The 13,051-nt window shown below is 65.0% G+C and carries 5 protein-coding genes; 2 read left to right on the top strand and 3 right to left on the bottom strand.

What is annotated here, in order from left to right; genetic code table 11:
• Positions 1-4: 4 nt before the first annotated feature.
• The gene (locus tag CVN68_RS03375) at positions 5-724 is read right to left on the bottom strand and encodes a response regulator (protein ID WP_199560204.1); all 720 of its coding nucleotides are present in this window, start codon (positions 722-724) and stop codon (positions 5-7) included.
• A 116-nt stretch (positions 725-840) separates the two neighbouring features.
• On the opposite strand from CVN68_RS03375, the gene CVN68_RS03370 reads away from it, so the two are divergent.
• Both CVN68_RS03370 and CVN68_RS03365 read left to right on the top strand, forming a co-directional pair.
• Complete coding sequence (locus CVN68_RS03370) at positions 841-1,476, top strand: dioxygenase family protein (protein WP_100280951.1); 636 nt, start codon at positions 841-843, stop codon at positions 1,474-1,476.
• The gene (locus CVN68_RS03365) at positions 1,473-2,021 is read left to right on the top strand and encodes a cytochrome b (RefSeq protein WP_100280950.1); all 549 of its coding nucleotides are present in this window, start codon (positions 1,473-1,475) and stop codon (positions 2,019-2,021) included. Before CVN68_RS03370 ends, CVN68_RS03365 begins: the two co-directional genes overlap by 4 nt.
• A 510-nt stretch (positions 2,022-2,531) precedes the next feature.
• On the opposite strand, the gene CVN68_RS03360 is transcribed toward CVN68_RS03365, so the two are convergent.
• A complete protein-coding gene (locus tag CVN68_RS03360) occupies positions 2,532-2,801 on the bottom strand; it encodes a DUF1488 family protein (protein ID WP_100280949.1) in 270 nt (89 codons plus the stop codon).
• A 478-nt stretch (positions 2,802-3,279) separates the two neighbouring features.
• Positions 3,280-11,943: an autotransporter-associated beta strand repeat-containing protein gene (locus CVN68_RS03355; protein ID WP_158298707.1), complete on the bottom strand. Its 8,664-nt coding sequence runs from the start codon at positions 11,941-11,943 to the stop codon at positions 3,280-3,282.
• Between the last annotated feature and the right edge of the window lie 1,108 nt (positions 11,944-13,051).

Raw genomic sequence — 13,051 nt, 5'->3', positions numbered from 1 at the left:
GGCCTCATGCGCGCGATACCGGCGCCACGAAGCGATATCCCAGGCCACGGACGGTCTCAATCGTCGCCGCAGCTTCCGCGCGCTTCAATTTGCGTCGCAGCCTGCTGACCGCGAGGTCGATCGCGCGATCGAACGGGCCGGCATGGTCGCCGTGGGTGAGATCGAGCAACATATCCCGGCTCAGCAGCCTGCCCGGTCGTTCGAGGAACGCGCCGAGAAGGCGAATTTCGCCAGCGGTAAGCGTGACGAGGTTGCCGTTCGCGTCCGACAACAGGGCGTCGGCGGGGTCGTACCGAAAACCACGGAAGATGTAGCACGGTACGGGGTCGATGGCATCGGGACCACGGCGCCGGAGGATTGCCTTGACGCGGGCCAGCAATTCCCTCGGCTCGAACGGCTTGGCGAGATAGTCCGATGCCCCCTTGTTTAGACCGGTAATCCGATCGTCGGTGCTGCCGAGCGCACTCACCATCAGAACGGGAATACCGCGTGCCGTCAGCCGCCGGCAGATCGAAAGGCCGTCTTCGCCCGGCAGCATGAGGTCGAGGATCACCAGGTTGTAGGTCCGTTCGCTCAAGTGGCGATCGACCACCTGTCCGTTCCCGGCCACATGAACGATAAAGCCATGCTGCGACAGAAATTCGTTCACAGCGTCGCGGACGCTCACATCGTCCTCGACGACCAGGACTGTGCCAGTGATGGAAGGCGGCATGGCGACGTTCATGCAGGAATGTGTATCGCAATTGTGTCCTCCGATCATGGTGCGGCGCCCGACACACTCGCGATACGTTCCAACAGGATGCTCACTCCAGATATTCATGGGTATCCGGGAGGTAGGCAATGTCGCTAGATCGTCGGGCTGCGTTGGCACTGCTTGGAGCGCTGGCAGTTTCCGGGCTTGGCGCAGTGGCCGGATCGACCGCTCGCACGCGTCCGGACCTTTATGACTGCGAGGGCTGCGAAGCCGTCGGTGAACGGCCACCCCTGACGCTAGGTCCGGTATGGCCCCTTGCCGGGCCGGCGGAGCCCGGACAGCGGCTGCTTCTGTCCGGTCAGGTTCGCAACGCGGATGGCTCGCGACCGGCATCGGGGGTCATAATCTATGCCCATCAGACCAACGCCGCCGGGCTGTACGCGAACGGAAGCAATCTGACGCAGTGGAGCCGCCGGCACGGCCGGCTGCGAGGCTGGGTGAAGACGGGGTCCGACGGCCATTATGAATTTCCGACGATCAAACCCGCGCCTTATCCGGATCGGGCGCTGCCGGCGCACATCCACCTGTTCATCGGCGAGCCCGGTCGCCGGCCCTATTACATCGACGACGTCGTATTCGATGGCGAGTTCGGGGTGACGCCCGCGTATCGCGCGGCGCAGGAGTTGCGCGGTGGCAGCGGGATCGTCCGGCTCCGGCGTCGGGCGGACAATACGCTCATCGCCGTCCGCGACATCCGCCTCGAACATCACCCCGATCGATGACGGCTTGCGAAGCGCCGCAGCGTTTCGCGCTGCCGGCACGCGTTCTCCACTGGACGATTGCCGCCGCGATTCCGATCCAGATCTATCTGGGTTGGGCGGCCGAATGGGAAACCGAACGAACCGAGAGCTTCCGGCTGATCCGCGGCCACTATCAGCTCGGTATCGTCATTTTCGGCCTGGTGCTTTTGCGCGTGCTTTGGCGGGTCGGATATGGCGCACCGCCGAGCCTGCATGCGCGTCCTCGCTGGCAAAGCCCTGGCACTGCCATGGTGCATGGGCTGCTCTACGTGCTGCTCGTCACGATGCCGGTCAGCGGCTACGTCATCTGGGTGTGGATGGACGGGCCAATGGATATCCTCGGCGTCATTCATATCCCCAAATTGTTCACGCCGCCGGTAGACGATGAAACGGGTCGTGCGCTGGCTTGGTATATCCACCACTACAGCTCTTGGGCGGTCATCGCGCTCGTTGCCCTGCACGTTATCGCGGCGCTCTGGCATCAGTTCGTCCGGCGCGACAACCTTATCGCGGCAAGAATGCTCTGAGTTGCCTCATGCTTCATCGCTAGTGACGGCATGGCGTGCCCTCGTCCGCGACTTGACGCGCGGCAGATATCGCGAACCTGGCCTTAAAGCCGCCAGTTCAGCTAACGGCCCAAGTCTTGTCGTTGCCTCCATGTCACGAGCAAACCCGGGAACGTCAGCCTTCCCGGGAACGTCAGCCTTTGCGAGAAACTGGGGGCTACGATCACCGCGAGCATGGCTCCACGGTTGCACGGAAGATCCTTACGATTTTTAATTGCGTCCTCACTCCACGGATCGTCCGCGGAGCAGCATTGTGCGAGTGAAGCGCGCAAGTAACAGTGAATCGCTCGACTGATATGACTCTTTTTGCTGTTGACGAAGGGCTCAGACCGGACAAATATGTGCCCTGACGGTTTTTTAGGAATACCTTGTAAACCGTTGAAACTAGCTAATTTATGAGCAGCGCTCGCGCGTACGGTGAATTGTCCATGCGCTGGGTGCATTGCCACCATGCCTTCCGAGAACGTCGCGTTATTCGAGGTCGTTCTCGTCGACTATTACGACGCTCGCAGACGATCGCTGCAAGGCCGCCTCAGCGCATATATCAGCGATCTCGTCGCTGAACCGCTCGAACAGCTCCAGGGCGTCCTCGCCTGGCTCATCGCCACTCAATTCCTTGAGCACGGAATATTTCACCGCAAATTCGCGCTCATCACCATCCAGCTCCGCAGCGAACTCCACCTGCCGCGCCAGGTCGTTGTCGGTGACGCTCGCCTGGTCGATCTCGAGGTGGTTTGGCATTCATGGTCTCCAATGGGGGATCATCCCCTTCTCGCAAAGCCGGGGCCACGGTAAGTTCGCCGTAACCCCGCCTTCCGAAAGTCGCGCCGCGGAGAAGGGTTTTGGCGGCGTTTATGTGTCGCTCAGCCTCGCGGCGCCCGAGTTCGGGCGGCGTCGGCCTCGGCTCAAAGGGCCGGCAAGCGAAAGCGCTCGCAGCAATACCTCTGCGTCGGGTCGCAATGCCGAAGCGCGCGCCCCGCGCGGGAACGCGCCCAATGCCCGTCATTTAACGACGTCTGTCGCAATCCTGTAAGCTACCGTCAGTTTAGCCGAGCCTGGGCGACCTTGAGTTTCCCTGCTGAAGCGCAGGCCGTGCGTTTGGGCTGCGAGATTGAAAGGCAAGGCCGGCCCGCCGTACATCACCTACAATGCGGGCTGGCCGGGGCTCAGAGAGGGGGGCGGCTCGCGGCCGTCGGACGACCGCCAGCTCGCCTGCCGGTCAGAACTTCAGGCTGAGCGTCGCGCGGGCGCCATGTTCGCGGGCACCGCCGGCCAGTACGCCGTTATAGCCCAGACGCAGGCTCAGCTTGTCGCTGAGATCGGCGGTGACGTTGAGGTTCGCCGCTGCCGCGAACCGGTCGATCGCCGCCGAGTGGACGTTGAACGCCTGATCGGGTGCCGCGGCCAGCGCGATGACCGGATTGGCGACGCGGTCGCCAAAGGCGGTGCGCAGTCCGATATTGCCGCCCAGCCGGATGCCGCCCTTGTCGCCGCCGACCAAGGTGGTCCCGCCGCGGAGGCCCAGTTCGGCGATACCGAGCACATTCTTCTGCGCGCGCGCGATCAGCGCTACCGGCCCGCTGCTCTCCGCGAAGCGGCCGAAGCTCACCTGGCTCACGCTGCCGGCCAGATAGGGTTCGACGAAACCGGGCGCGCCCATCTCGATCCGGTAGCTGAGTTCGCCGAACGTCTGAAACATAACGCCCAAGTTTTTGGCGCGCTCAGTGGTGGAGAGGCCCGGGATGGCGATTTCGCGCTTCACCTTGAGATCGAGCAACGAAAGCGATGCGCCGGTGCGAACGCGCCAGCCGTTCATCGCAGCGCCGGCATAGAAACCGCCGCCCGTCCGATCGATCGTGGCGCGGCTGCCGCGCGCGGAGGCCGGCACGGTGATGCGGGTATAGTGGCCCGTCACGCCGGCGCGCCACGAGCCCTCTTCACTTGCATCGCCGGCATCCATGCCCATCGCGAAGCCGGTGCGGTTGACGTCATAGCCGGCGGCATTGCCGTCGCCGTCCACGCTGCCCCAGCTGCCGATCGCCTGGCCCCAGCTGCCATTGCCGGTGAGGCCGAGATCGGCCGCTTCGCCGAGCCGGCCGAGCACTGCTTCGGGTACGACCCGCTCGTCCTCCAGCGCGGCGCGCGTCGCATCCGCGTAGATCTCTCCTGAGAGCTGATCGAGCGCTGCGGGGATCGCAGCTGGCGCGAGGTTGTAGAGCGCACTCAGCGCCGACGGATCATATCCGCCGGTGACGACGGCGGCATCGAGGCGGCCAATCGTGCTCGCCTGATTGTAGGTGAGCGAAACGCCGGTGCCGAGCACCGCGGAGAGCTGGTTCGCGGCGAGGAACAACTGCACCTCGTTGGCGGCGTAGATAATCTTCGGCCGGTAGGCGAGGCCGAAGCTGGCGAGGTTGGCGGTGGTGAAGGTACCGCTCACCCCGGCATCGGCATGGAGCAGCACGAAAGTGCTGTTGATGGCGTAATTGCCGCCGAGATTGAGGACCTGCAGCGTGCCGGAGAGCTGCGCGGTGCCGGTGGCGAGGATCTTGTCGCTGCCGCCGGCCTGGACCTCCGCCGTGTAGAGCGAGCCGGTCAGGAACTGCACATTGCCGGCCACGCTGAACGTGCCGACACTGTTGCCCGGCGCGATCGTGGCGCCGCTTTGCAGAATGACGCCGCCCACGGTGCCGGTGCCGCTCAACGTGGCGCCGTTGCTGACGGTGACGATCGAGCGCGAGAGCAGGCCGTTGACCGCCAGCCCGCCGCCGATGAGGTGCGTCGCGCCGGTGAAGCCCGCGCTGTTGCCGGTGAGCACCAGCGTGCCGATGCCGGTTTTGTCGAACAGGCCCACGCCGGAGAGGCTGCCGGCATAGGTGCCGGTGCTGGTCTGGGCGAATTCGAGCGCGGTATCGATCCGGATATCGCCCTGGAGCGAGGCGGAGTCGCCGCGCAGCCGCCCGGCGGAGACCAGGGTGCCGCCGCTATAGCTGTTGGCGCCGGTCAGCGTGGTGGTGCCGGTGCCCGCCTGCACGAAGCCGCCGGTGCCCGACATGACGTTGGCCAGCGTCACCGCGTCGCTGCGGTTGAGCGCGAGCACGCTATTGTTGGTGACCGCACCCGAGAGCGAGCCGGTGGTGCCGCCAGTCCCGATCTGCAGCGTGCCGCCCGAAATGGTGGTGCCGCCGGTCTGCGTCGCCGCGCCGGTGAGCGCCAGCGTGCCGTTGCCCGTCTTGGTCAAGTTACCGGCGCCGGAGATCGTGCCGCCAAAGGACGAATTGCCGTTACCCGCACCCACGCTGAGCGCGCCGCTGCCGAGGGTTATCGTGCCCGAGCCGACGAGCGCACCGAGCGACACGCCGAAGCCGGCCAAGTTGAAATTGCCTGTCGCGCCTTGCTGCAGCACCGCGACTGTCGCGGCGCCGGTGAAGGTGACGGTGCCGTTGTTGGCGAGGGCGGCGCCGACCGCGCCCGCCAGCGAAGCGGTGCCATTGTTGATCAGCCCGCCGGCGAGATTGCCGGTGCTGGTGAGCGTGGTGTCGTTCTGCACGACGCCGGTCACGGTGCCGGCGTTGGTGAAATTCGCCTGGTTGCGCACGGGGCCGGCGATGCTGCCGGTCGCACTCACCGTCAGCGTGCCGCCCGATACCAAGGTGAGACCGGTATAGGTGTTGGCGCCGGTCAGGGTGATGGTGCCGGCGCCGATCTTGGTCAGCCCGCCCGTGCCGGAGATGGCGGCATCGATCGTGGCATCCGCACCGTTGACGACATCGATCACCGAGAAGCCGCCGGTCGTCGCCAGCCCGTCGGCTGCGGTCGCGCTGCCGATCACATAGCCGCTGGTCAGGAAGCGCAGTTCCTGGAAGGCCTGCGTCCCTTCCACGGTAACGGTGCCGCCCGATGTGCCGAACACAGCGACCTGGCCGCGCCACGCGTCGTTGACGCCGTACCCGGTCGGCGCGGTCCAGTTGGCGTTGGCGCTGCTCCACACGCCAGAGCCGCCGTCGCCGCCACTGGCGGTCGAGCCGCCGGTCAGGTCGCTGCCATCCCAATATTGGATCACCTGGGGGCTGCTCGCGAACAGGATGTTCACCTGGCCCGTGATGTTGGTGAGCAATGTCGGCGTGTAGCCGGCGGGCAGGGCGCCGAGGTTCAGCCCGTTGTCGGTGAAGCTCCCGCCATAGTTGAACAGCCGGTAATAGCCTTCGCCGAAGCCGCCCATCGCAGTGACATTGAGCGTGCCGTCGAGCGTGAGGTTTTCGCCGATATTGACCAGATCGTTGTTGGCCCCGCCGACGGTGCCGGCCTCGCCCAGTTCATAGTTGAGGATCGTGCCCGCCCCGAGCGTCAGATTGCCGGCGACGGTGAGCGTGCCGGGGCTGTTGCCCGGATCGAGCGCCGCGTTGCCGAAGCTGACGTCGCCATGGAAGGTGCCGCTGCCGCCGAGCGTGCCGCCGTTCAGCGTCAGGCTGGCGGTGTTGTTCACCACGTCGCCCAGATCGCCGTTGAGGACGAGCCGGCCGGCGTCGACCGTGACCAGCCCGGTGAAATTGTCGACGGCGTTGTTCGAGCCGGTCAGCGTGACCGAGACGCCGGGCGCGGTGGTGTCGACGATGATGCTGCCGCTGCCGGAGATCACGCCGGCATAGCTGTAATCGATGCCGTTGGCGAACGTGAGCGAAGAGGGGATCGGAGACGTTTCGAAGCGGGTATTGCCGACGCCCAGCGATCCGCCGCCCTCCACGGTCAGCGCCACGCCGCCGCCGATCCGGGTGTCGCCATAGCTGTTGGCCGTGCCCAGCGTGAACGCAGTGGCGCCGATGCCCGAAAGGCCGAAGCGAACGGTGCCGCCGCTGATCGCGCCGTTGAGGATCGTGTTCGAGCCATCGACGCCCTGCAGTGTCGCGGTGCCGCCGCCCGCGATCTGGATGGCATTCGCCAGCGCGATCGTTGCTGCGCCCTGGACATTGCGCAGGCTGGTGCCGTCGCCCAGCGCGACTGAGCCGGTGCCCAGCGCGAGGCTGTTGTCGAAGCCGAGCGCGCCGGCGAGTACCTGCGTGCCGCCCGAATAGCCGTTCGCCCCGGTCAGGGTCACTAGGCCGCTCCCCGCCTGGGTGACCGTCCCGCTGCCCAGGATCGCGTTGGTGAATACCCGGTCCGCCGCGCCTTCGAATGCGAAGGCGGCGCCGTTCATCACATTGCCGCCGCCGACACTGCCGCCATCGCCCAGCGCCAGCGTGCCGCCGTTGACGAAGGTCGCACCGGTATAGTTGTTGAGCCCGTTCAGCACCTGGGTGCTGCTGCCCGCCTTGATCAGCCCGCCGCTGCCCGAGATCGTGCCGTTGAACGTCGAGGCACCAACAGCGTCGATGGTAAGCGTCGCGGCGCCGAGCTGGATCGCGCCCGTGCCGGTCAAACCGCCGACACTGGTATCGAAGCCGGCAAGGTCGAAGGTCGAACCGGCAGAGCCCAGATAGCCGGTGATGCCGGTCACTGCGCCGGTGAGCGTGACGGTCGCCCCGCCGGTCAGGTTGGCGACCTGGCCATTGACCTGATTCGCGATCAGCACCGTGCCGAAATTGCTGATATCGCCGTTGACGATGCCGGTGCTGGTGAAGCTGGCGAAGTTCTGGACAGTGCCGTTGATGGTGCCGGTGCTGTAATTGGTCGCAGTGCCGCCGAGTGACTGCAGCGCGCCCATCGTGCCGTGATTGTCGAGGGTGCTGAAATTCTGGGTGTTGCCGACGATATTGCCGTTGTTGATCGCCGTACCGAAGGTCTGGAAGGTGGTGAAGGCGGTGATCGTGCCGGCATTGTCGATCGTGCCGAAGTTCTGGGCGTAGTCCGTGGTGATGCTGCCGGTGTTGCTGATCGCGAGTGTGCCGGCATTGACCTTGACCCAGTTGCTGGCCGCCGTCCCGCTGGTCGCCAGCGTGACGGTGCCGCCCAGGGTCAGGGTGCCCGAGCCCTCCTTGGTCAGGATGGCGCCGCTACCGTCGGTGCCCGTGAGGGTGCCGCTGAAAAGGGTCGCGCTGTTATCGTAGCCGGTATTCAGCTGGCCGGCGCCAAGCGTCACGCTGCCTGCTCCTGCAAGCGAGCCGACATGGGTCTGGAAGCCGTCCAGGTCGAAGGTCGCGCCCGCCTGGACAGTGAGGGCCGTCTGGTCGGTGAGCGCTGAACCGGTGCCGAGGCGCAGCGTGCCCGCCGCCACGTCGGTGGCGCCGCTATAGCTGGTGGCGGCCGAGAGGATCAGCGTGCCGGCGCCGGTCTTGTCGATGCCGCCGGCGCCCTGGATGGTCACGCCGATATCGGCGGTGATGCCGCTGGCGACATCGATGATCGAGAAGCCGCCCGTGGTATTCAGCCGGGCCAGCGAGTCCTGCGGCCGCAACTGATAACCGTTGGTCTCGAAGCGCAATTCCTCGAAATTCTGCGTGCCGTCCACCGTGACGATGCCGCCGGCGGCGCCGGCGAACACGCCGACCTGGCCTTTCCAGCTGTCGTTGATCGCGTAGCCGGCCGGCCCGGTCCAGTTGGTGCTGCTGTTGTTCCAGATGCCCGCGCCGCCAGCGACGCCCGGAGTCGCGTTCGTATCGGCGCCATCCCAATATTGAAGGGCCTGCGAACCGCCGAGGCGGACATTCACCTGGCCATTGACGTTGGTGAGGATATCCGCCTGCAGGGCGCCAGCGATCGTACCGATGGCTACGCCATTGTCGGTCAGCGAACCGCCATAGTTGAACAGGCGGTAATAGCCCGGGCCATAGCCCGCGCCCGAGGCGATCGTATTGAGCGTGCCGTCGAGCGTCAGGTCGCCGCCGACATTGACCAGATCGTTGCTCACACCCCCAACGGTGCCCGGCGCGCCCAGCTCGTAATTAAGGATGGTGGCGCTGCCCAGCGCCAGGTTGCCGGCGATCGTGAGCGTGCCCGGGCTGTTGCCCGGATTGAGCGCGGCATTGCCGATCGTCACGCTGCCATGGAAGGTGCCGCTGCCGCCCAGCGCGCCGCCGCTCAGCGTCATGAGGGCCGTGTTGCCCACAACGTCACCCATGCTGCCGTCGATCGCCAGCTTGCCGCCGGTCACGTCGACAGCACCGGTGAAATTCGCGGTGGAGCTGTTGTTGCCGGCGAGGATCAGCGTCCCGGCGCCGGATTGGCGGAACGTGCCGGAGCCGCTGATGACGCCGCCGAACGTGCCGTTGCCATTGGCGATGGACAGGTCGCGCGCGCCAATCACCACGTCGCCGTTGCCGGACAGATTGCCGATGACGACCGCGCCACTGGCGCCGGACACGTCGAAGATGCCGCCAGCGGCGATATCGACGCCAGAGGACGCGCTCAAGCTCCCGGTGCCGCTCAACGCCAGCGTCGCGTCGGTGTCGATTGTGGTGCTGCCCGAATAATCGTTGTTGCCGCTCAGCGTCAGCGTGCCGGCCGGTGCAAATTGCGTGGCGCCGACGACCAGCGACTGGGTGCCGCGGATGCTGCCGCTGAACGTGCCGGCGTTGATCGTGGTGGTGCCGCCGCCGTTGAGCAGGGTTCCGGCTCCCTCGAGGTTCTTGATCGCGACCGGTGCGCCGGCCTGGCCGTCATAATCGAGCGTAGCGCCCGCATTTACGGTGGTGGTCCGGTGGACGCTGGTGAAGACGCCGAGCCGATCGCTGCCGGCGCGCAGCGTACCTCCGGCGACGATGATCCTGCCGGTCGGATGGTAGCCGATGTTGCCATTTGGGGTCACCACGATCGTGCCGGTTCCACCAGCCGATCCGAACGTCATCTCACCGCTGGCAAAGCCAAGGGTTCCGGTCAGCGTGAGCGTCTGGCCGTCCTGGGCATGGAGCTCGGACAACGCCCCGTTGGCGAAGTTGATATTGTTGGCAATGCTGCGCGTGCCCAGCACCCGCAAGGTTGCATTGTTCACCCGGATCAGGCCCGAACCGGTCGAGCCGGTGGCCGTGAGTTCGAGCGTGCCGTCATCGACCACGGTCGCGCCGCTAAAGGTGCTGGCCCCCGACAGAGTGAGCGTGCCAGTCCCGTCCTTGGTGAAGGACGTCAGGTTCGAGATTGCGCCGAAAAAGGTCCCCTGGCCAGCGCCGCCGACCGTCAGCGCATGGCCGTTGCCGGTCACGCCCTGCAGATTCAGGGCGCCGTTGATGTTGATCCGCGCGCTCGATCCCAGGATTATGTCGGTCGCGACGGTGTTGGTACCGGAAATATTGCGCAGCACGCCGCCATTGGCGACGCCGGTGCCGTACAACGTCAACGCTTCCGTGATTGTGATCCCGCCCTGCATTTCCAGTGCGCCACCGCTCCCTACGGTCGTTCCCGTCGCATTCGAACCGAGTGCGCTGTTATTCTGGATGGTGAGCGTGCCGGACTGGATCGTGGTCGCGCCGGAGTAGCTGTTGGCCCCGCTGAGCGTCAGCCCGCCGTTCAACAGGGCGAGGCTGCCGGTGCCGCTGATGACGCTGCCGACCGTCAGGCCGTCGCTTCGACTGAAGAACAGTATGGAATTGTTGATGACATCGCCGCTTCCGAGCCTTCCGGAGGTGCCGCCATTCCCGACCTGCAGCGTGCCCGCGCTGATCGTCGTCGTGCCGGTATAATTGTTCGCACCTGTCAGCGTCAGGGTTCCGGTGCCGTCCTTGATGAAGGAGGTCAGGTTCGAGATTGCGCCGAAAAAGGTCCCTTGGCCCCCGCCGCCGACCGTCAGCGTATGGCCGTTGCCGGTCACGCCCTGCAGATTCAGGGCGCCGTTGATGTTGATCCGCGCGCTCGATCCCAGGACGATGTCGGTCGCGACGGTGTTGGTACCGGAAATACTGCGCAGCGCGCCGCCATTGGCGACGCCGGTGCCGAACAACCTCAACGCTTCCGTGATTGTGATCCCGCCCTGCATTTCCAATGCGCCACCGCTTCCTACGGTCGTTCCCGTCGCATTCGAACCGAGTGCGCTGTTATTCTGGATGGTGAGCGTGCCGGACTGGATCGTGGTCGCGCCGGAGTAGCTGTTGGCCCCGCTGAGCGTCAGCCCGCCGTTCAACAGGGCGAGGCTGCCGGTGCCGCTGATGACGCTGCCGACCGTCAGGCCGTCGCTTCGACTGAAGAACAGTATGGAATTGTTGATGACATCGCCGCTTCCGAGCCTTCCGGAGGTGCCGCCATTCCCGACCTGCAGCGTGCCCGCGCTGATCGTCGTCGTGCCGGTATAATTGTTCGCACCTGTCAGCGTCAGGGTTCCGGTGCCGTCCTTGACCAGGCTCAAGGTTGAGACGGCGTCTTGCCCGATCACCCCGGCGAAGGTGGTGGACAGGTTGAGACCGCCAACCGTAAGCTGCTGATTGGCGATGGCACCATTGCTGGTGTTGCTCAGCACCGTTCCGGTGCCGCTCAGCGCGCCGAGCGCCGCGGTGCCGTCGTCCGTCTCGATCCCGATGGCGCCCGCATTCAGGATGACATGGGCGCGCGTCGCATTGGCCTGGTTGAGGATCTGGAGAAAGCCGGCCCCGAGGAGGACGTCCGTCTGCGTTCCGGTAAAGTCGGACGAGCCGAACATTTGCAAGCTTGTGTTGGCCATGACAGTGCCGTTGATGTTGATCGTCTGGACGACACCCGACTGATTGCTAACGCCGTTGGTCAAGCCTAGGAAGGCCGCAAGGTTGATGGTGCGCGCCGGCCCATTGGCATCGAAGCGGACAGAGCGAAGCGCTACATTGGTCGTGACCGATACGCTCGTGGGCGCGCCGTTATTCTGGAAGACCGCGTCTTCGCCAACCGTGTCCGGCACGTCATTGCCGTTCCAGTTGGGCGCCGACGTCCAGTCGGTGCCCGGACCGTCGTAGACACGATCCTGACCATATGCGGGGACGGCGAACGCCACCGCGGATATCCCTGCCGCAAGGAAGGTGGCGGTAAGCAGATGATGCTTGCGCCCTGCTTGCTTCTGCAACCGACCCGGCTCACCCGTCCGAGGGTTCGGGTGGCCGCCCGGGCTGGATCGCGTTTCATTGCGAAGCCTGGCGCCAATCGTGCGCCCCGCGCTCCGCGACTGCGTCTCGGCGACGCACAGAGTCGCGTAAGAACCCGTAGAACCGATCATGTGTATTCCCCCCGATATGTCGACGGAGAACCCCATGCTGATTTGGTGTCAACCTGCCGTTGGCACCCGTGATCTCGCCTGGTTCAGGTTTTTGGCACGGATTTCGGGGGATGGTTCGTCTAAGTCATTGCAACAGCGTAACGTTGTCGTAGGCCGCCCCCTGCGAGGGGCGAAAAGGGATGCGGCATCTTTTTTTGCGCGATCGCCGCCGACGTCCGCTTACACCGGCGCGGCAATTTGAAGCGGCCGGTCAGCAAACGGCCCTATTCTGTTGAAAACTCCTGCGCACCCGGCCCCGGTCCCCGACTTAGAAACATTACGACGAGCACGGGCAGTTCCACGTATTTATATTGCCCTACTACCGCTTTGCTGAATGACTATTGCGCACCGCTCACGCCTTTGGACCGCTTGCGGAGTTTTTCACAAAATAGGCCCATTATCGGTCATCCGAAGGTGCCGGCTGCGATATCCGAAACCGGGCGATAGCGGTCGTTGGGTCGCGCGAGGCTCGGCGAACGTCCTAGTCCCAAGAGACCTCGTTTCTTTCATCCAAGTGCGGCCCCGGAGTTGGCTCCAACAGGCCCGGATCGGTGGTTGAAATCACGTTGACAGGGCTACCAGCCCGCGCCAAATTGTGCCCTGACGGTGAATTGGCAATGTCGATAAGTCGTTGATATTGAGTAATTTATGAGCAGCGCTCGCGCGTACGGTGAATTGCCCGTGCGCGAGATGCATTATCTCACGCCAATCCACCTTTGCGGGCACGTCAACGTCGTTCAGATGTAGCAAGCTGGGCTCGTCCTGCCCCCCATCTTGGCAAGGCAATGAGCGGAGTGACAATCAGCCCTCTCCGCGATCAACGGTCCACCCTTGGCCAGATAAAGCCTCG

The organism is Sphingomonas psychrotolerans (assembly GCF_002796605.1).
GTDB lineage: Bacteria > Pseudomonadota > Alphaproteobacteria > Sphingomonadales > Sphingomonadaceae > Sphingomonas > Sphingomonas psychrotolerans.
Note: the sequence above shows the minus strand (reverse complement) of the source record. Positions and strands in the feature narration are given on the sequence as shown.

Bases quoted from the DNA above. Each gene is read 5' to 3' on its own strand.
- CVN68_RS03370 (WP_100280951.1), top strand. From the start codon at position 841: ATGTCGCTAGATCGTCGGGCTGCGTTGGCACTGCTTGGAGCGCTGGCA.
- CVN68_RS03360 (WP_100280949.1), bottom strand. From the start codon at position 2,801: ATGCCAAACCACCTCGAGATCGACCAGGCGAGCGTCACCGACAACGAC.
- CVN68_RS03375 (WP_199560204.1), bottom strand. From the start codon at position 724: ATGAACGTCGCCATGCCGCCTTCCATCACTGGCACAGTCCTGGTCGTC.
- CVN68_RS03365 (WP_100280950.1), top strand. From the start codon at position 1,473: ATGACGGCTTGCGAAGCGCCGCAGCGTTTCGCGCTGCCGGCACGCGTT.